Here is an 18,935-nt window from a genome sequence, read left to right as displayed (position 1 = left end):
GGGTCCGCCACACCGTCTGTGCAGCGGCCTGCGACCTGGCCTGCGAAACGGCCGGGGCAGGGCCTCTGAACGGCCGGTCGCATGGTCCGTGCCCGGCTGCTTCCACGCATCCGCCGCACGACGTGACAGGCGTCCCGCCACGAACCGCAGACGCCCCCACCCGGCCCACAGCCGGGCAGGGGGCACAACTGCGGAACGAGGCAGAGCCGTCGGGGACTGAGCAGGGCTGCGTTACCGGTTACAGCCGGGCACGAGGAAGATCTGTCGGGCATCGAGCACGGCCGCGTACCGGGCGTTGCCGGGTGCGGGGCAGGGCCGGCACCGGGCGCAGGCGGGCATTCCGCTTCGCGCGCCGGGTGCACGGCCCGCTCGTTCCGCCGTTCCTCCGCTTTTCCGAGCGGTGTGGTGGGGCGAGCGCTCGTCCCGGGCCCGTCTCGCGTCCGTCCCGGGCCCGTCTCGCGACCTCGAGACCGCCGCGCTCCACCTCGCGTCCGTTCCCGTGTCCGTTCCCGCATTCGTGGGCCGCCGGGCTCCGGCCGCTCGCCGCGCTCCGATCCGACCGTCACCCGGGACCACCGCTCGCACCCGTCTCGTACCGGTGCGGGGGCGTGGCGTCCCACCCCACCTTTTCCCATACCTGGAGTGATGCCGATCATGGCTGAGATCAGGTCGCCGGGCTCTCTCATGGAGGAGTGCCGGCAGTACGATGCGCAGCTCTCCGAGCTGCGCATGCTGCTCGACGAGCGGCTGCACGCCGCGCGGGCCGAGCTGGCCCTGGCGGGCGAACCACACGAGGTGGCGCCGCCGGTCGCGCGGGTCCGCCCGTCCGCCGAAGCCGTACGGCGGGCGAGCCGCGACGTCGCCGCCATCGAGGCGGCGATCGAGCGGATGGACCTCGGCCTCTACGGCACCTGCACGAAGTGTGAGGCGTTCCTGCCGCTCGACCGGCTCCGCTCGGCGCCGCACATGCAACTGTGCGCGGCCTGCGCCGGCGAGACCCGGATGTCGGCATGACCGGCGCAACCGAGATCACGACCGGGCACGGCGTCACCCGTGCCGGTGGCGGGACGGGCGGGGGAGCGGGCGGAGCGACCGGCCTGGCCCTCGACCTCGGCACCGCGCGGACCCGCCTGCTGCTGTCCGGCAGCCCGGTGATCCGGGAGCGGCCCTCCGCGGTCGGCGCTCCGGCCGCACCGCGCCACTGGCCGGTGCGGCACGGGATGGTCTCCGACATGCCCGGCTGCGCGCGGCTGATCCGTGCCGCGCTGCGCGAGGCCGCCGGGCAGGAGCCTCTGGAACGCGTCCTGCTCGGCGTGCCGGTGGCGGCCTCACGGCTGGACCGGCGCGCGGCGCAGGCGGCGGTCGGCAGCGCCGCCCGCTGCCCGGTCACGATCGTCGAGGAGCCGCTCGCCGCCGCGGTGGGCTGCGGCGTCGACATCGGCGACCCGAGACCACGGCTGCTCCTCGACGCCGGCGCGGGGATCGCCGAGGCCGTCGTCATCCGCGGCGGCCGGATCGCCGACGCCGGGGCCGTACAGATGGGCACGCGGGACCGGTCCGAGGACTGGTCCGAGGACCGCGCCGACGACCCTGCCGGCGACCCGCCGGACGGTCCGCGGTTCCCGCCGTATGTGCGGGAACGCATCGTGGCCATGGTCGCCGACCTCGTCGCGCGCGTTCCCGCCCGCATGCGGGGCGTCGCGCGGGGGCGCGGCCTGCTGATCACCGGTGGCGGCGCCCGCGATCCGGAGCTGGCCCGCGCGCTCTGCGCCGGGCTGCGGATCACCGTCACCCCCGCCGTCGATCCAGCCCAGGCGACCGTCAGGGGCCTGGCCTGCCTGCTGCCCGCGGTCGCGCGCCGCGCCGCCCTCATCCCCGCCGACGAAGTGAAGGACCTCGACGATGACCACCAGTGACGAGTTCACCGCCATCAGCGAGCCGCAGATACGGCTCATCCGGACCGAGCTGGAGGAGCAGCTCCAGTGGCGTGAGGTGCAGCTGCGCGACCTGCGGGCCGAGGTCGACGGCGGCGAGCAGGACACGGCCCGCCTCGCCCTGCTCGCCGACGTCGCCGCCACCGAGCGGGCGGTCACCGAACTGCGCCGGACGCTGGAGCGGATGGAGGAGGGACACTACGGCCGGTGCGCCGACTGCGCGGCGGCCATCCCGTTCGGGCGGTTGAAGATCCGGCCCCTGGCCCGCTACTGCATCGCCTGTCAGCGGCGCCACGAGGCCCGCTGACGCCGCCCCGGCCGCCCGTCCCGGCGAGAATGCCGGGACGGACGGCCGGCGTGCGGGCGCGCGGGCCGGGCCGCCCGGAGAACGTCGCCGGGGCCCTCGCGTACGCCGCCTCGGCGGACGGTGTCTCCTCGCACTGATCGCTCACGCCCTGTCGTACCAGGTCACGGTCGTTCCGCTGCCGAAGGACCGGGACCGGACCGGGGTGAACACCGTGGGGCGGAAGGCCCCGGTGAACGCCGAGATCCCGTCGCCGGCCACGACCGGGTAGCTCTTGACGATGAGTTCGTCGATCTCCGGCAGCAGCGCGCCCGCGAGCGTGCCGCCTCCGCACAGCCAGATGTCCCCGCCCTCCTCCTGCTTGAGGCGCCGCACGAGGCCGATGGGGTCGCTCCGCACGAGCTCCACCTGGGGATCGCCGATCTCGGGGGTCGAGGCCGACACCACGTACTGCCTCAGGTGGGCGTAAGGGCTGGTGACGCCGAGGTCGAGGCCCGGCTGGTAGGTGCCGCGGCCCATCACGACCGTGTCGAAACGCCGGTTCGGCGCTTCCAGGCCCAGTTGCGCGCGCACGTGACTCGGCACCGTCTCCGGATACTCCTCGATGATCCAGCTCAGGGTGTCCTCCAGCGGATAGAAGTCGAACTCCCCGCCGGGGCCCGCGATGTAGCCGTCGATGCTGACGCCGATGTAGTAGACAAGCTTTCGCATACAAAACGCTCCGTTTGAAGTACTCTGTCTGTAGTGGTTCCGACCGTAGTACTACAACTGGAGTGGTGTCAATCGTGGTGCGACAGAATCCGGCCCGGCGGGCGGCTCTGCTCGACGCGGCCATCGAGGTGCTGGCGCGGGACGGCGCGCGGGGCCTGACCTTCCGCGCGGTGGACGCCCAGGCGCAGGTGCCGGGCGGCACGGCGTCCAACTACTTCGCCAGCCGGGACGAGATGCTCACCCAGGCGGGCGCGCGCGTCTACGAACGGCTGGAGCCGGAGGCCGGGTCCCTGACCGGGAGCCCGGAGGAACGCAAAGACCGGGCCAGGGTCGCCGAGCTGACCCACGAGGTGGTCGAGCGGGTCAGCACCTACCGCACGGGATTCCTGGCCCTGCTGGAGCTGCGCCTGGAGGCGACGCGACGGCCGGCCCTGCGGGCCGTGCTCACCGAGCGGATCAGGGCGGACGTGGACGCCAACATCCGTCTCCACCTCGGCGACGGCCGGCCCGGGGACGCCACGTCGGTGGAGCTGCTCCACCTGGCCATGAACTGGCTGATCCTGGAGCGGCTCACGCTGCCCGACGTGTTCCCCGAGGCCCGTCTGCGTGAGCTCGTGGAGCAGGCGGTGGAGCGCCTGGTCCCGGAGGCGCGGGACGAGGTTCCGGCGGAGGGCTGACGGGCCTGCCGTCCCGTGAAATGACGGCGTCGCGACGAGGGCGCGGGCGGGAGCGGACCGGGAGGGCCGGATCAGGCGCCGTACGGCCGGGCCGCCCGCGCGTCCCGCAGCGCCCTGCCGCACCAGACGAGCTCGTCGAGCATCGTCTTGGCCGCGCTCTCCGCGCCCGCGGGGTCCTTCGGCCAGTTGCCGTCGTCGTCGAACAGCGTCCAGGGGCTCCGGAACGCGACGGAGTCGCGGATGGTCACCGCGTGCAGTTCGGCGAAGACCAGCCGGAGCTGCTCGACCGCCCGCAGTCCGCTGGACATGCCGCCGTAGCTGACGAACCCGACGGGCTTGGCCGCCCACTCCCGCTGATAGCTGTCGATCATCAGCTTGAGGGCGGCGGGGAAGCTCCGGTTGTACTCGGGGGTCACGACGACGAAGGCGTCCGCCTCGTCCACGCGGGGCCGCAGCGCCGTGACCTCCTCGGGCCTGTCACCGCCGAAGTGCCCGCGCATCCCGTCGGGGAGCCGGGTCTCGGCAAGGTCGATCACGTCGAGGGCGAGGTCGTCGCGCCGTTCGGCCTGGGCGGCGAACCAGCTCGCGACGAGGGGCGCCACCCGCCCGTCCCGGACGCTGCCGATGATCATCGCGATTCCGAGCCGGTCGTCGCCGGGCATGGTTCCTCCAGGGGGTGAGTACGTTGTACGCAACGAGTACACCGTACGCGTAAGTGCGTACGGCGTACAAGCACAGGTACGATGTACACGCACAAGCGTGAGGAGCGTGGCGATGGCCAGGAAGAGCGCCGACGAGGTCGCGGGTGACGCCGTCGAATCCATCTGGCAGCGGATGGAACGCCCCGCCCGGCCGCCCCGCGCGGCGCTGACCCACGCCCAGATCGCCGCGGCGGCGGTGGAGATCGCGGACGCCGAGGGGCTCGACGCGGTCTCGATGCGCCACCTGGCCGAACGGCTCGGGGTGGCGACCATGGGGCTCTACCGGTACGTGCGCGGCAAGGACGACGTGATCGAGCTGATGCTCGACGCCGTCATCGCGGAGGAGGCGCTGGTGGAGCCCGCGGCCGACTGGCGTACGACGCTGCGCGAGGCGGCCCGCGGCCTGCGGCGCGCCGTGCTGCGTCACCCCTGGATGGTCCGGACGACGGCCAGGTCGGGCCAGCTCACGCCGCACCTCGTCGCGCGGGCCGACCGGCTGCTCGCCTCGCTGGAGGACCTCGGCCTGGACGCCGACGGCCGCATGGCCGTGGTCGGCACGGTGAGCGCGTACGTCAACGGGACGGTGGCGGTCGACGTCGGCCTGGCCGAGCTGATGCGCCGCGAGGGCGTCACGCGGGCGGACGAGCTGCGCGGCCTCTACTCCTCGCACCTGAGGTGGCTGCTGGAGTCGGGCCGCTACCCCGCCTTCGAGCGCTACATCCGTGAGGGCGTCCGCAAGGACGACGGCGAGTGGCAGTTCGAGCTGGGGCTCGAATGCGTGCTCGACGGCGTCGCGGCCCGGCTGGGCATCTGACCGAGACAGAAGGATTTCCCCCATGAGCAACGAGGTCCTGGACGAGGTTCGCGCGCTGCTGCCGGAGATCGCCGCACGGGCCCGCGCCGTCGACGAGGAACGGCGGGTCCCCGCGGAGTCGATCGGCGAGCTGTCCCGGGCCGGGGTCTTCCGGATGCTGCAGCCCAAGAGGTACGGCGGCGCGGAGAGCGACCCGGTGCGCTTCTACGAGGTGGTGCGGGAGATCTCGGCGGTGTGCGGGTCGACCGGCTGGCTCGTGTCCGTCCTCGGCGTGCACCCCTGGCAGCTCGCCCTGTTCGAGGAGGCCGCCCAGGACGAGGTCTGGGGGAGCGACCCCGGCGTGCTCGCCTGCTCGTCGTACGCGCCGGTCGGGCGGCTCGTCCCGGCCGAGGGGGGATACCGCCTGTCCGGCCGGTGGCGCTTCTCCTCGGGCTGCGGGCACGCGTCGTGGGCGCTGCTCGGCGGCCTCGTCCTGGGTGCCGCGGGCCGGCCGGCGGACGTCGTGACGGTGCTGGTGCCCCGCTCCGACTACGCGATCGAGGACGTCTGGGACGTCATCGGGCTGCGCGGCACGGCCAGCGACGACATCGTCGTGGACGACGCCTTCGTCCCCGCGCACCGGGTGGTGCGCAACCAGGACCTGACCCGGCTGCGCGGACCGGGCCAGCAGGTGAACACCGGCCCGCTGTACCGGCTCCCGTTCGGCGCCGTGTTCACCACCACGATCACCGCGCCGATCATCGGGATGGCCTCCGGCTGCTACCGGTCGTACGTGTCGGCCATGCGTGACCGCGTACGGCTGAGCCTGGGCGGCGGCGGCCGGTTCGCCGACGACCAGTTCGCGCAGGTCGCGGTCGCCCGGGCGGCGTCGGAGATCGACGCGGCGGTCCTGCAGACCGACCGCAACGTGCGGGAGGCCTACGAGCACGCGGTGCGGGGCGAGGTGATCCCGGCCGAGCTGCGGCTGCGGGTGCGCCGGGACCAGGTCCGCGCCACCGAGCGGGCGCTGGAGGCCATCGACGTCCTGTTCAAGACGGCGGGGGGCAACTCCCTCCGCCGCGGCAACCCCATCGAGCGGGCCTGGCGCGACGCCCACGCCGGCGGCGTCCACGTGGCCAACGACGTCGAGCGCGCCCTCGCGATGTACGGCAGGGGCGAGTTCGGCCTGCCCGTGGAGGACAACCTCATCTGACCGGCGGGCGGCCCGGAGGATCTTGACCCGCTCGGAGGCGCATCCTAGCCTTCATGGCAGCGTCCCCACGGACACCCGCGTCGAAGGAGAGCCATGCGGCTTCAGGTGGGCTTCGCCTCCAGCCGTTCCGGTACAGCGGAGCTCGCCTGGGGGCAGCGGGATATCTGGGGAGCCCTCCAACAGGTCGGGCCGGACAGCGCCCACTACTTCAACGTGCCCAAGGTCCTCGCCGTCCCGCGCGCGGGCGGCCCGCGCTCACCCGAGGTCGTGGCCGCCGCCCTGGCCGAGGTGACGGGCCGGCACGACGCCCTGCGGTCCCTGGTACGGCTCGGCGCGGACGGGCCGTACCAGGAGGTGGCGGCGGCGGGGACGCTGCCGGTCGAGGTGGCCGAGGCGGCCCGCGACGAGGCGGCGGGCGATGTCGCGGCGGCACTCGCCGACCGCCTGGCTGCGCGGTCCTTCGGCGACGGCGAGCAGCCGCTACGCGCCGGATTCGTGGTCCGCGACGGTGCCGTCACCCACGTGACCCTCGTGATGAGCCATGTCGTCGCCGACTGGCACGCGGCCGGTGTCGTGGTGAACGACCTGCGGACGCTGCTCCTCCGCGGCGCGATCACGCGGCCGCCGTCGTCGCAGCTGCTCGACCTGGTGCGGGAGGAGCGGGCGGCACCTGCGCGTTCGGACCGCTCGATCGCCCAGTGGGAGGCGCTGCTCCGGACCGTGCCGTCCGCCATGTTCCCGGAATCGGTCCGGCCGGCCTCGACGCCGAGGTACGCGCGGGCCGTGCTGACGTCGCCCCGGCTCAACCACGCCGCGTACGTGCTCGCCGCCCGGGCCGGGGTGAGCACCGCCACCGTCCTGCTGGTGGCGGTCGCCATGCTGCTGCGCGAGCTGACCGGGCACGAGGTCGCCGCGATCACCCCGATCGTGCACAACCGCTTCGACGACCGGACCCGGGATCTGGTCACCAGCCTAAATCAGCTCGGACTGTTCACCCTGGGCCCGAGCGGGGGCCTCGCCGAGACGGTCGCGACCGCGTACCCGGCGGTTCTCGCGTCCTACCGGCGCGCCCGATTCGACAAGCCGGCCATGCAGGCGATGATCGACCGGCTGAGCGCCGACCGCGGCGTCTCCGTGTTCCCGTCGTGCTGCTTCAACGACCTGCGCCCGGGCGAGGACCCGGGCGCCGCCGCCCGCGCGGACGAGGAGTCCGAGCTGGAGTGGCTCCCCGGCACCGATAAGCGCAGCTGCGACTTCTGCCTGGCCCTGATGCGCCGCAACGGAACGCTCGGCGTGGAGGTGAACGCCGACACCACCCGCCTGTCCGAAGGCGAGATGGAGGCCCTGCTGCACCGGCTGGAGTCCTTCGTCGTCTCCTCCGCCCACCGGGAACCCGTCACGTGACGCCATGGCGTGGAGGGTGCCCGCGGACGCGGTAACCTACGGTGTTCACCGCAGTTGGGAGCCCGGATGCCTCGATCGCACGATCACACCACGACGACCCGCGTCCGTACGCCGGGGACGCGGCGATGAGCGCCGTGACGGGTGAGGCGGCGCGGCGCCGGACGTTCGCGGTGATCAGCCACCCGGACGCCGGAAAGTCCACGATGACCGAGGCGCTCGCCCTGCACGCCTCGGCGATCACCCAGGCCGGGGCCGTGCACGGCAAGGCCGGACGGCGGGGCGTGACGTCGGACTGGATGGAGATGGAGCGCGCCCGCGGCATCTCGATCACCTCGGCGGCGCTCCGCTTCGAGTACCGCGGCCACGTGTTCAACCTGGTCGACACTCCCGGCCACGCCGACTTCTCCGAGGACACCTACCGTGTGCTGGCCGCGGTCGACTGCGCGGTGATGCTGCTCGACGCGGCCAAGGGCATGGAGCCGCAGACCATGAAGCTGTTCGAGGTCTGCCGCCACCGCCGCATCCCGGTCATCACGTTCGTCAACAAGTGGGACCGGCCGGGCCGCGAGCCGCTGGAACTGCTCGACGAGATCGAGGAGCGGACCGGCCTGCGGCCCACCCCAGTGACCTGGCCCATCGGCGCCGCCGGGAACTTCCACGGGGTGGTCGACCGGCTCGACGGCCGCGCCGTCCGCTACACCCGCACCCCGGGCGGCGCCACCAAGGCGCTGGAGACCACGCTGACGCCGGAGGAGGCGGAGGCCGATCTCGGGGCCGACTGGACCCGGGCGCGGGAGGAGAGCGACCTGCTCGCCGCCATCGGCGCCGAGCACGACCAGAAGGCGTTCGAGGCGCATGAAGCGACGCCGGTGCTGTTCGGCGCGGCGCTGTCCAACTTCGGCGTGGCCCGGCTGCTCGACGTGCTGGTCGACCTCGCGCCCGCGCCCGCGCCGCGTACGGACGTCGAGGGCGCGGCCCGGCCGCTGGACGCGCCGTTCGCCGGCCTGGTGTTCAAGGTGCAGGCCAACATGGACCCCGCCCACCGGGACCGCATCGCGTTCGTCCGGGTCTGCTCCGGCCGCTTCGAGCGCGGGATGGTGCTCACCCACGCCGCGACCGGACGGCCGTTCGCCACCAAGTACGCCCAGTCGGTGTTCGGCCAGGAGCGCGCCACCATCGACGAGGCCTACCCGGGGGACGTCGTCGGGCTGGTGAACGCGACCGCCCTGCGCCCCGGCGACACCCTGTACGAGGGCACGGCAGTGGAGTTCCCGCCGATCCCGAGCTTCGCCCCCGAGCACTTCGCCGTGGCCCGCTCCCGGAGCACCGCCAAGGCCAAGCAGTTCCGCCGCGGCATCGACCAGCTCGACGGCGAGGGCGTCATCCAGGTGCTGCGCTCCGACCTGCGGGGCGACCAGGCGCCCGTGCTGGCCGCGGTCGGGCCCATGCAGTTCGAGGTCGTGCAGCACCGCCTGGCCGCCGAGTTCGGCGCGGAGATCGTGCTGGACCGGCTGGAGTACACCCTGGCCCGCCGCACCGACGCCGAGTCGGCCGAGGTGCTGCGCCGCCAGCGCGGCGCGGAGGTGCTCATGCGCGGCCGGGACCAGGCCCTGCTCGCGGTGTTCACCGACCAGTGGCGCATGCGGTCGATCCAGCGCGAGCACGAAGGCCTGACCCTGGAGCCGCTCATCGCCGGCCAGGGCTGATCCCGCCGTCCGCGGGGCCGGCTCAGGCCGGCCGCCGCGGCGCTCATCTGGAGATTTGGGACCAGACATGCCGGACGAAGCCGGGCCACCGGCCCCTGCGGGCGTACGGCCCGAGCGCGAGCTCCAGGGTTCTGCGCAGCGGGTGCGGAGAATTCATGATCGCTTCGTTGCGTCTGACCAGTCTCGACAGTTCGTGCGACTCGGGTAGCCGATCGCTCTTGGCGAGGTTGCACGCGGCATGCGCGGGAGCCATGTTCCATACAGCGTCGAGATCGACCGTCAGGGAGAGCCGATCCATCAGAGAGAAGGGGAAAACGTGGTCCACCGCGATCGCGTCGGATCCTGGGACGACAGGGTCGTGGCAGATTAGGCAGCGCCCGTGCTGGAAGCCGATCATCGCCTCGGTCACCCCCGTGACCGGGCGGCGGCGCCGCTTGTCCGTGATCCGCATCGTCGTCAGGTCGACCGAGACGCCTTCCTCGACAAGGCTGCGGCCGATGCCCGCTGCGAAGGACGTCTCCACGATGCTCCAGCGGGCGTCCAGCTCTCCGCGCAGGCTCGCCGCCTGCTCGCTGACTGCGACCGTACGAAGGTCTGGGCTCAGGCGGACGATCCGCTCTTTCGGGATCCCGGTCACCTCGTAGAAGCGGTGCGGCACCTGTCCGGCGCCCCGTAGGTTGTGGAACTTCTGCATGACCATCTCGGGCATCGACTTCATGGTCGCCGCCAGCAGTTTCTCGGTCGGAAGCCCGAGCCGCAGCGACTCGGCCGCCTCTTGGCCGGCTACGGCAAGGTAGTCCGTATGGCCTGTCACGCTACCCGGCCTCGCCTGGGGGGCCTGTCCGATGTGGTGGACCAGACTCATCGCGTACGGCACCGCGAGTTCGCGGAGTGGTAGGTCGGCCCGGCCGTCGGCGGCGGCTGCGAGCAGCGCGCTGCCGAGGGCGAACTTGTAGGTGCGGTCGTTGGCCCCCATCAGGATCGCCAGCCGCCACGAGGTCCGAGCGGACGGCTCGTACTCGAAGAAATCCACTCTCGCACCGCTTCGCAATGATCGATCTTGAAATGTCCGATACAGACTAGTTCTCGATCACTGAGCGAGGAACGGTCGCGGCGCCACGTTGTGCTGTCGAACGGGCCCTTGAAGGGAGCGCTGGGGATGGGAAAGCTCGTACGCGACAAGATTCCGGACCTCATTCGCCGGGACGGCAGAGAGCCGGTCGTGACCATGCTGGACGACGTCGCCTACCGCGAGGCGTTGCTCGACAAACTTCTTGAGGAGTCGTTCGAACTCAGGGATGCGTCAGCGGAGCAGGTGCCCGCGGAAATCGTCGATGTGCTCGAAGTCCTCCGTGCCCTTGCCCAGGTTCATGGTCAGGACTGGCGGGACATCGAGGAGCTCGCGGACGTCAAACGTGCCGAGCGTGGCGGGTTTCACGATCGTGTTTACCTAGGGTGAGCAGCGGCCGGGACCAGGCCCTGCTCGCGGTGTTCACCGACCAGTGGCGCATGCGGTCGATCCAGCGCGAGCACGAGGGCCTGACCCTGGAGCCGCTCATCGCCGGCCAGGGCTGATCCCGCCGCCTGCGCCCTATCCCAGGCGTACGGGGAGGCGAGTGAGGCGCCAGGAGAACGGCAGGAACTGGCGGCCGAGGTCCTCCGGCGCGACCGCGAGCGCGAGGCGGGGGTGGCGGCGCAGGAGGGCGCCGAAGGCCACCTCGCCCTCCTGCCGGGCCAGCGCGGCGCCCAGGCAGTAGTGCAGGCCGTGGCCGAAGCCGACGTGGACCTCCTTGTGGCCGTCGGACTCCCGCGTGACGTCGAGCCGGTCGGGGTCGTCGAAGCGGCGGGGGTCGTAGTTGGCCGACACCAGGACGGCCATCACCGGCTCGCCCCGCCGCACGGTCAGGTCGCCGATCGGCACGTCCTCTGTGGCGTACCTGATCCGGGTGCCCTGCACGGGCCCGCACCAGCGCATGAGCTCGTGCACGGCGCGCGGCAGCAGTCCGGGGTCGGCCCGCAGAGCGGCGAGCTGGCCGGGGTGGGTGAGCAGGGCGGCGGTCCCGTTGCCGATCAGATGGGCGGTGGTCTCGTGCCCGGCGAGGACGAGCGTGAGGATCATCGTGACCAGTTCGGTGTCCGACAGCCGGTCGCCGTCCTCGTCGTGGGCCCGGATCAGGCCGGTGAGCAGGTCGCCGGTGGGCTCCGCGCGACGGCGGCCGACGAGGTCGTGGATGTAGTCGACCATGGCCCGCAGCGGCTCGCTCACCGCTCCCGGTTCGAGTGAGAAGAGGCCCTTGCCCCACTCCCGCCACTGCGGGCGGTCCTCCTCCGGGATGCCGACCAGCTCGCAGATGACGGTGATCGGCAGGGGATAGGCGAAGTGCTCGATCAGGTCGACGACGCCGTCCTCGGCGTGCCCGGGCAGCCGGTCGAGCAGGTCCTCGGTGATCGCCTCCACCCGGGGGCGCAGCTCCGCCACACGGCGCGCGGTGAAGGCGCGGGAGACCAGCCTGCGCAGTCTCAGGTGGTCGTCGCCGTCGGCGTCGAGGACGGAGTCGAGCAGGTACGGCGCGTACTCGCGGGGGATGCCGCGGGCCTCGATGAGGTTCTCGCGGATGTTCTGCACGTCCGAGCCCGGCACGCTGGCCGGGTTGTTGACGAACCGGCGGTCGCTCAGCACCGTCTTCACGTCCTCGTACCGCATGACGATCCAGATCGGGGAGCTCAGGCCGGGGAAGGAACCGCGCATCATCGGGGCCTGCTCCCGCAACCGCGAGTAACCCCCGAACGGGTCGCTCGCCAGCTGCGGGTCGAACAGGTCGACGACGGTTGTGCCGGACGTCGTGCCGGGAGTGCTCATGCCAACCTCCACGTGCCAGGTACGTCGCGTCAGGTGCGTCCAGGTGCGTCTTTCACGTGCGGCGGACGTCAACGCTACGCCGCGGCACACCCCCCGGCAACCGGCTTCCCGGCCGGATCGGACCGGTCAGAGCCAGCCGCTGTGGCGGGCGGCCCGGACGGCCTCCATGCGGTTGCGGGTGCCGGTCTTGGCGATGCACGACGACAGGTGGTTGCGTACGGTGCTCTCCGACAGATGGAGGCGGCGGGAGATGTCCGCGGCCGTCGAGCCATCGGCCGCCGCGACGAGCACCTCCCGCTCGCGCGGCGTCAGCGGGCTCGGCCCCGCGCTGAGGGCGGCGGCGGCGAGGGCGGGGTCGACCACGACCTCGCCCGCCAGCACCCGCCTGATCGCCTGGGCCAGCTCGCCGACGGGCCGGTCCTTCACCACGAACCCGCGGGCACCCGCGTCCAGCGCGCGGCGCAGGTAGCCGGGCCGGCCGAACGTGGTCACGATGACCACGGCGCACGAGGGCAGCGCCGCCCGCAGCCCGGCGGCCGCGTCCAGCCCGCCGCCGCCGGGCATCTCGATGTCGAGCAGGGCCACGCCGGGCTTCGTCCGCAGCGCCGCGGGCAGGATCTCGTCCCCGCTCGCGACCTGCGCGACCACCTCGAAGTCGTCCTCCAGGTCGAGTAGGACGGCGAGCGCGTCGCGCATCATCGCCTGGTCCTCCGCGATCAGCACGCGCGTCACGGGCGGGGTCATGGGCGGGGTCACAGGTTGCGTCACGGCCCCTCGTCCCCGCCGAGGCGCGGGATCTCGGCGGCGAGGACGAACCCCCGGGGCAGCCGGGTGGCCCGCAGCCGCCCGCCCGCGGCGGCCAGGCGCTCGCGCAGCCCGCGCAGGCCGCTGCCGTTCTCCTCCTCGACCTCCCCGCCTGTCTCGGCGGCGGCGCCGTCGTCGCTGACCTCGACCAGCACGGGGTCGAGGTCGCGGCGCAGCGTGATGACGCAGCGCCGCGCCCCGGAGTGGCGCACGACGTTCGTGACCCCCTCCCGGACGACCCAGCTCAGCAGCACGTCGGCCTCCCGGGGCAGCGCGGGCCCCGACTCCCGCACCTCGCAGTCGATGCCGGCCGCGGCGAGCGCCGCCCGGGCGGTGTCCAGCTCGTACGCGAGGCTCGCGTCCCGGTAGCCCGTGACCGCCTCGCGCACCTCCGTCAGCGCCTGCCGCCCGATCGCCTCGATGTCCTCGGCGTGCCGCACGGCGGCCGCGACGTCGCGCGGGGCCAGCCGGCGCACGGCCTCGGCCTTCACGACCACCATCGAGAGCGTGTGCCCGAGCAGGTCGTGCAGGTCGCGGGAGAAACGCAGCCGCTCGGCCGAGACGGCGGCGGCGGCCAGCTGCTCGCGGGTGCGGGCGAGCTCCTCGATGATCTGGCCCATCCTCCGGAAGCCGTACGCCGTGATCCCCGCGAGCGTGGTGGTCAGCGCGGCGCCCCATAGGGCGGCGTCGAAGGAGCCGCCCCGGACCAGCACCACGGTGGCGGACAGCACGGCCGTGGCGGTGACGAGCCAGGGCGCCGCGCGGAGGGGCGCGACGACTCCCACGGCCACCGCGAGCAGGGAGAACAGCGTCCGCCACTCCGTCGCCTCGTAGGCGGCGTTCCCCGTGACGGCCGCCGCGGCGAGCAGCCCGGTCAGCACCGCCGGCAGGAACCGTGCGGACGGCGGTGGGCGGCGGGAGGTGAGCACCGCGCCCGCGAACGACACCCCCGCGACGGTCAGGATGGCCCACTCGGAACCGCTGTGTGCCGCCGACGCCGGCGCGAGCAGCAGGAGGGCGGTGAACCCCAGTGCCCATATTCCCGCCATGGCGGCCATTATGGTCCCCGGCGGCCGGGATGCGCAGGGTGGAACGTCCGCTCTCCGGCAGTACGAATCACCCGGTCCGGATCACCCCGTGCCGGGAGGGTAGGTGTCGTCGACGGCGACGACGTCGCGCCCGGCGGCGGCCAGCAGGGAGGCGGCGACGGCCGCCCGGTAGCCGGTCGCGCAGTGCGTCCACACCTCGCCGGGCGGCACCTCGTCCAGCCGCGCGGGCAGCTCGTGCAGCGGGATGTTGACCGCGCCGGGCAGGTGCGACTCGCGCCACTCCGCGCGGCGGCGCACGTCCAGGACCACGACCGGCCGCTCGCGGCGTACGGCGGACAGGTCGGCGAACGTCGCGAGCGGCAGGGACGCGGGCTTCTCGCCGCCGTCACCGACCCAGTCGGCCGGGCCTCCGGTGGCGGCCGCGGCCGGGCGGTCGACGCCGATCCGCGCCAGTTCGCGCTGCGCCTCCGCCACCTCCTCCGGCGTCGCGCCGAGCAGCGTCACCGGGGTGCCCCAGGGGATGAGCCAGCCCAGGTGGACGGCGAAGCCGCCGTCGAGCCCGAAGTTGAGCGTCCCCGGCAGGTGGCCCGCCGCGAACGCCGTGCGGGACCGCAGGTCGACCACCCACTCGCCGTCCCGCAGGCGGCGGCGCAGCTCGGCGGCGCCGGCCCGATGCGGCGGGGACAGGTCGGGCGCGTCCGGCCCGGCCAGGTTGAGCGCCGCCATGTGCGCGTAGTACGCCGGGTAGGCGTCCAGCCCGGCGAGCAGCGCCTCCGCGTACTCCTCCTCGCCCCGCGTCAGGACCGGGTTGGTCTTGGACTCCCGGCCGATCGTCGACTCGGTGACCTCCTCCGACTGGGCGGACGAGCAGAAGCTCCCGAAACCGTGCGTGGGGTAGACCTCCGTCTCCGGGGGCAGTTCACGGGCCAGGCGGTGCGCCGACGCGTACTGGGCGCGCACCAGCGCGTCCGTGTGCTCCGGGCCGAGCAGGTCGGGCCGCCCGGTCGAGCCGTAGAGCAGCGAGCCTCCCGTGAAGACCGCGGGCGTCCGGCCCGGGACCTCCAGCGCGTACGACAGGTGGGTGAACGTGTGGCCGGGAGTCGCCAGCACGCGCAGCTGCAGTTCCCCGGCCTCGATCACGTCGCCGTCCTGGATCGGGCAGTGGTGGAACGCCACCGGGTCGGCCGCGTTGACGTGGTAGTCCGCGCCGGTGGCCGCGGCCAGGGCGGGCCCGCCGGTGACGTAGTCGTTGTGCACGTGGGTCTCGAAGACGCCGCGGATGTCCACGCCGCGCCGCTCGGCCAGGCGGAGCATCCGGTCGACGTCCCGCTGCGGGTCCACGACGAAGGCGACCTCCCCGTCGGTGACGAGGTAGCTGCGGTCGCCCAGGGAGGGGGTGCCGACGGCGATGATCTCGATCATGTATGTCCCTCCTCGGCTCGGGACAGACCCGTACCCAGGGAGAACGAATTCACCTCCGCCCGGGTGGGAGGGACCGCGCCGGCGCGGGTGCACACGATCGCGGCGGCGGCGCAGCCGCGCCGCAGCGCCTCGGCCACCCGCGCGGGGGTGAGGGCGCCGTCGGGCAGGGGCTTGCCGTGCAGGGCGTCGTCGTGCAGCGCGTCGAGGTAGGCGGCGGTGAAGGTGTCGCCGGCGCCGACCGTGTCCACGACCTCGACGGCCGGGGCCAGGCAGGTGATCACTCCGTCACCCGGAACCCCCTCACCCGAGAGCCCGTCATCTGAGAGCCCGTCACCCGAAAGCCCGGCACCTGAGAGACCGTCACGCAGCACCGCCGCCGCGCCGTCGCCGCCCCGTGTGACCACCACCAGCTCCGGGCCGAGCCCGGCCCAGCGCCGCGCCACGTCGAGCCCGGGCTCGCCGGGGTAGAGCCAGTCCAGGTCCTCGGCGCTCACCTTGACCAGTCGCGACAGCCGTACGCACTCCTCGACCAGGGCCACGGCGGCGGAACGGTCGCCGGCCAGCGAGGGCCGGATGTTCGGGTCGTAGGAGACGGTGACGCCCGCCGCCTTCGCGGCCCGCATCAGGGCCCTGACGTGGTCGCCGCCCGGGGCCACAAGGGTGGCCAGGGAGCCGGTGTGCAGGCAGGTCACCCCGTCGAGCGCGACCGGGGCGGAGAGCCGCCACTCGAAGCGGAAGTCGTACGACGCCGAGCCGTCCGCGCCCACCCGGGCGAAGGCCAGGCCGGTGGACGCCGCCGGGGCGAGGTCGCCGGCGCCGATCCCGTGGCGGGTCAGGTGGTCGCGGAGCAGGCCGCCGAAGAGGTCGTCGCCGGTCTCCCCGGCGAACCGCACCGGCCGGCCCAGCGCCGCCAGCGCCACCGCCACGTTGAGCGGGCTGCCTCCGGGCACGGCGGTGAAGGTCCACGATCCCGGCGCGCCGATCAGGTCGACGAGGCTCTCGCCCGTCACGAGGAACGTCATGCGGCGTCCTCTCCCGGGCCCTCCGCCAGCACGCGCTGGGCGACGGCGAAGGCGGCGTTGGCGGCGGGCACCCCGCAGTAGATCGCGGTCTGCAGCAGGACCTCCTTGATCTCGTCGGTGGTGAGCCCGTTGCGCCGCGCGGCCCGCACGTGCATGGCCAGTTCGTCGAGCTGTCCCCGGGCCACGAGGGCGGTGAGCGTGACGCAACTGCGGGTCCTGCGGTCCAGCCCCGGCCGGGTCCAGATCTCACCCCAGGCGTACCGGGTGATGAGGTCCTGGAAGTCGGCGGTGAACTCGGTGGTCGCCGCCTGCGCCCGGTCCACGTGCGCGTCGCCCAGCACCTCCCGCCGCACCCGCATGCCGTCGTCGTCGCTCATGCCGTCCTCCGGGAGGTGGTGGTCAGGTGCCGGACGATCGCCTCGGTGACGACGTCCGGCCGTTCGGCGGTGGCCAGGTGGGCCGCATCCGGCACCACCAGCAGCGTGGCGTCCGGGATGCCCCCGGCCAGGACCTCGGCGTGCGCGGGCGGGGTCACGGGGTCCTCGGCCCCGGCGACCACCAGCGTGGGCGCGCGGACCTCCCCGAGCCGGTCGCGGACGTCGAAGCCTGCCAGGGCGTCGCAGCAGCCGGCGTACCCTTCGGGATCGGTGCCGCGCAGCATGTCGAGGTAGCGCCCGGCGCCGGGGAAGCCCGCCGTGAACCACCGCGACCGGGTCGTCTCCACCAGGGGCCCGGTGCCCTCCGCCCGCACCAGGGCGGCGCGTTCGCGCCAGCTCTCCGGAGTGCCGAACCGGGCGGAGGTGCAGCACAGCACCAGGCTCGCGACCCGGTCCGGCGCGCGCAGCGCGAGGGTGGTCCCGACAGCCCCGCCCAGCGACACCCCGGCGTACGAGAAGCGGCCGGGAGCGTGGCGGTCGAGCAGTGCCAGCACCCCGGCCGCGAGGTCGTCGACGGTGAAGCCGGACGCGGCGGGGGAGCCGCCGTGGCCGGGCAGGTCGTAACGGAGGACCCGCCAGGTGCGGGTGAGCGCGGCGAGCTGGGGCTCCCACAGGTCGAGCGTCGTGCCCAGCGACGGGCCGAGCACGACGACCGGAGCGTCCGGCGGGCCGTCGAATCGGTGGTGCGGGATCATCCGTCTTCTCTCGCGTGGTGCTCCCGGGAACGGGACTCCCGGGTATGGAACTCCAGGGCGCGGTCCACCAGGGCGGGCGCCGGCCCGGCCCCGGTGTCCTCCCCGTGCTCGCGCAGCACGGCGAGCAGCTCATCGAGATTCTGCCGCATCCGGCCGGGGAACACCTCCAGGCCCCCGGTCAGCTCCGCGCCCGTCTCCGCCGCGCCGCCGGCCAGGCGCAGGCACTCGCGCAGCGGCTGCCATTCGGCGTGCCAGCCTCCGGCGGGCCGCTCGTGCTCGGCCACCCGTGACGCCAGCAGGATCTGCGTCAGGGCGGGCGCCTGCAGCGCCGCCGACCGGATCATCGTGGCGAGCACCGGGTTGCGCTTGTGCGCCATCGTCGACGAGCCGCCCCGGCCGGGCGCGGCGGGCTCGGCGACCTCGCCCACCTCGCTCTGCGCCAGCAGGATCACGTCGACGGCGAGCTTGCCGAGCGCGCCCGTGACGGCGGCGAGCGCGGCGGCGAGGTCCGTGACAGGAGTGCGGGAGGTGTGCCAGGGCAGCACCGGCTCGGCCAGCCCGGTCTCGGCGGCGAAGAGCGGCAGGAGCTCCAGGGCCCGCTCGCCGTACCCGGCCATCGTCCCGGCCGCGCCGCCGAGCTGGACCGGCAGCCGCACCGCCGCGAGGCGGTCGCGGGCGTCCCGGCAGCCGAGCAGCCATCCGGCCGCCTTCAGCCCGAACGTGGTGGGCACCGCCCGCTGCATGAGCGTGCGTCCGGCCATCGGGGTGCCGCGGTGCTCGGCGGCCAGCCGGGCGAGCGCGGCGAGCACCCGGTCCAGGTGCGGCAGGATCACCGCGCGGGCCCGCGCCGACACCAGCATCGCCGCCGTGTCGAGCACGTCCTGGCTGGTCGCGCCGTGATGCACCCACCTCCTCGCGTCCCCGGCGGCGGCGCGCAGGTCCTCGACCAGCGGCACGACAGGATTGCCGGCGTCCCTGGCCCGCCGGGCGAGGCCGGCCACGTCGAACCGCTCCGGGCGGGCCGCCTCGGCGATCGCGGCGGCGGCCCGCTCGGGGACGACGCCGAGGCGGGCCTGCGCCCGCGCGAGGCAGACCTCCGCCTCCAGCATCGCCCGCAGCCAGGCGCCGTCGCCCGTGACCGCCGCCACGTCCGTGCCCGCCCAGACGGGCGTCAGCAGGCCGTGGTCAGGGCCCGCGCCGGAC

General features: G+C 73.8%; 20 protein-coding genes. 9 read left to right on the top strand and 11 right to left on the bottom strand.

Translation table 11 applies throughout. The annotated features are described in order from the left end of the window. Positions 1-654 precede the first annotated feature (654 nt). The 3 genes from FED44_RS13735 to FED44_RS13725 are packed head-to-tail and all read left to right on the top strand — an operon-like array spanning position 655 to position 2,241. Positions 655-1,014 carry a TraR/DksA family transcriptional regulator gene (locus tag FED44_RS13735; protein ID WP_138460854.1) on the top strand — a complete coding sequence of 120 codons (360 nt, stop codon included), beginning with the start codon at positions 655-657 and terminating at the stop codon, positions 1,012-1,014. Beyond that, positions 1,011-1,916 carry a rod shape-determining protein gene (locus tag FED44_RS13730; RefSeq protein ID WP_138460853.1) on the top strand — a complete coding sequence of 302 codons (906 nt, stop codon included), beginning with the start codon at positions 1,011-1,013 and terminating at the stop codon, positions 1,914-1,916. Before FED44_RS13735 ends, FED44_RS13730 begins: the two co-directional genes overlap by 4 nt. Continuing rightward, entirely contained in the window at positions 1,903-2,241 is a 339-nt protein-coding gene (locus FED44_RS13725) for a TraR/DksA family transcriptional regulator (protein WP_111702091.1), read from the top strand. Before FED44_RS13730 ends, FED44_RS13725 begins: the two co-directional genes overlap by 14 nt. 141 nt (positions 2,242-2,382) lie before the next feature. Here FED44_RS13725 and FED44_RS13720 read toward each other — a convergent pair whose 3' ends face one another. Next, positions 2,383-2,949, bottom strand: a complete 567-nt coding sequence (locus FED44_RS13720; RefSeq protein WP_111702093.1) for a dihydrofolate reductase family protein — start codon at positions 2,947-2,949, stop codon at positions 2,383-2,385. A 77-nt stretch (positions 2,950-3,026) separates the two neighbouring features. On the opposite strand from FED44_RS13720, the gene FED44_RS13715 reads away from it, so the two are divergent. Next, entirely contained in the window at positions 3,027-3,626 is a 600-nt protein-coding gene (locus tag FED44_RS13715; protein ID WP_138460956.1) for a TetR/AcrR family transcriptional regulator, read from the top strand. A 71-nt stretch (positions 3,627-3,697) separates the two neighbouring features. On the opposite strand, the gene FED44_RS13710 is transcribed toward FED44_RS13715, so the two are convergent. Next, entirely contained in the window at positions 3,698-4,288 is a 591-nt protein-coding gene (locus FED44_RS13710) for an NADPH-dependent FMN reductase (RefSeq protein ID WP_138460852.1), read from the bottom strand. A 112-nt stretch (positions 4,289-4,400) separates the two neighbouring features. On the opposite strand from FED44_RS13710, the gene FED44_RS13705 reads away from it, so the two are divergent. From FED44_RS13705 to FED44_RS13690, 4 genes are all read left to right on the top strand, one after another. Further along, the gene (locus FED44_RS13705) at positions 4,401-5,141 is read left to right on the top strand and encodes a TetR/AcrR family transcriptional regulator C-terminal domain-containing protein (RefSeq protein ID WP_138460851.1); all 741 of its coding nucleotides are present in this window, start codon (positions 4,401-4,403) and stop codon (positions 5,139-5,141) included. Between the two features lie 22 nt (positions 5,142-5,163). Further along, on the top strand, positions 5,164-6,333 hold the full coding sequence (hsaA, locus tag FED44_RS13700; RefSeq protein WP_138460850.1) for a 3-hydroxy-9,10-secoandrosta-1,3,5(10)-triene-9,17-dione monooxygenase oxygenase subunit: 1,170 nt from the start codon (positions 5,164-5,166) through the stop codon (positions 6,331-6,333). Positions 6,334-6,426: 93 nt separating this feature from the next. After that, the gene (locus tag FED44_RS13695; protein WP_138460849.1) at positions 6,427-7,737 is read left to right on the top strand and encodes a condensation domain-containing protein; all 1,311 of its coding nucleotides are present in this window, start codon (positions 6,427-6,429) and stop codon (positions 7,735-7,737) included. 125 nt (positions 7,738-7,862) lie between these two features. Beyond that, positions 7,863-9,443, top strand: a complete 1,581-nt coding sequence (locus FED44_RS13690) for a peptide chain release factor 3 (RefSeq protein WP_111702103.1) — start codon at positions 7,863-7,865, stop codon at positions 9,441-9,443. A 43-nt stretch (positions 9,444-9,486) separates the two neighbouring features. Here FED44_RS13690 and FED44_RS13685 read toward each other — a convergent pair whose 3' ends face one another. Further along, positions 9,487-10,476: an HNH endonuclease family protein gene (locus FED44_RS13685; RefSeq protein ID WP_208758959.1), complete on the bottom strand. Its 990-nt coding sequence runs from the start codon at positions 10,474-10,476 to the stop codon at positions 9,487-9,489. 126 nt (positions 10,477-10,602) lie between these two features. Here FED44_RS13685 and FED44_RS13680 point away from each other — a divergent pair, with 126 nt between their 5' ends. Then, positions 10,603-10,902 carry a nucleoside triphosphate pyrophosphohydrolase gene (locus FED44_RS13680; RefSeq protein WP_138460848.1) on the top strand — a complete coding sequence of 100 codons (300 nt, stop codon included), beginning with the start codon at positions 10,603-10,605 and terminating at the stop codon, positions 10,900-10,902. 132 nt (positions 10,903-11,034) lie between these two features. Here FED44_RS13680 and FED44_RS13675 read toward each other — a convergent pair whose 3' ends face one another. The 8 genes from FED44_RS13675 to pcaB all read right to left on the bottom strand — a co-directional run bounded on the left by FED44_RS13675 (position 11,035) and on the right by pcaB (position 18,880). Further along, positions 11,035-12,303, bottom strand: a complete 1,269-nt coding sequence (locus tag FED44_RS13675; RefSeq protein WP_111702105.1) for a cytochrome P450 family protein — start codon at positions 12,301-12,303, stop codon at positions 11,035-11,037. Positions 12,304-12,429: 126 nt separating this feature from the next. Then, positions 12,430-13,035, bottom strand: coding sequence for a response regulator transcription factor (locus FED44_RS13670; RefSeq protein ID WP_208758991.1), 606 nt, complete (start codon positions 13,033-13,035; stop codon positions 12,430-12,432). 32 nt (positions 13,036-13,067) lie between these two features. Next, positions 13,068-14,156, bottom strand: coding sequence for a sensor histidine kinase (locus FED44_RS13665; protein WP_208758958.1), 1,089 nt, complete (start codon positions 14,154-14,156; stop codon positions 13,068-13,070). 81 nt (positions 14,157-14,237) lie between these two features. Further along, positions 14,238-15,578: an MBL fold metallo-hydrolase gene (locus tag FED44_RS13660; protein WP_138460846.1), complete on the bottom strand. Its 1,341-nt coding sequence runs from the start codon at positions 15,576-15,578 to the stop codon at positions 14,238-14,240. Beyond that, the gene (locus FED44_RS13655; RefSeq protein ID WP_138460845.1) at positions 15,575-16,600 is read right to left on the bottom strand and encodes a carbohydrate kinase family protein; all 1,026 of its coding nucleotides are present in this window, start codon (positions 16,598-16,600) and stop codon (positions 15,575-15,577) included. The genes FED44_RS13660 and FED44_RS13655 overlap by 4 nt, the downstream gene beginning before the upstream one ends. Beyond that, positions 16,597-16,977, bottom strand: coding sequence for a 4-carboxymuconolactone decarboxylase (gene pcaC / locus FED44_RS36380; protein ID WP_182881162.1), 381 nt, complete (start codon positions 16,975-16,977; stop codon positions 16,597-16,599). Before pcaC ends, FED44_RS13655 begins: the two co-directional genes overlap by 4 nt. Next, complete coding sequence (gene pcaD, locus FED44_RS13650; protein WP_187406028.1) at positions 16,974-17,732, bottom strand: 3-oxoadipate enol-lactonase; 759 nt, start codon at positions 17,730-17,732, stop codon at positions 16,974-16,976. Before pcaD ends, pcaC begins: the two co-directional genes overlap by 4 nt. Next, a complete protein-coding gene (gene pcaB / locus FED44_RS13645) occupies positions 17,729-18,880 on the bottom strand; it encodes a 3-carboxy-cis,cis-muconate cycloisomerase (RefSeq protein ID WP_244301904.1) in 1,152 nt (383 codons plus the stop codon). The genes pcaD and pcaB overlap by 4 nt, the downstream gene beginning before the upstream one ends. Between the last annotated feature and the right edge of the window lie 55 nt (positions 18,881-18,935).

The organism is Microbispora triticiradicis (assembly GCF_005864065.1).
GTDB classification, from domain to species: domain Bacteria; phylum Actinomycetota; class Actinomycetes; order Streptosporangiales; family Streptosporangiaceae; genus Microbispora; species Microbispora triticiradicis.
Note: the sequence above shows the minus strand (reverse complement) of the source record. Positions and strands in the feature narration are given on the sequence as shown.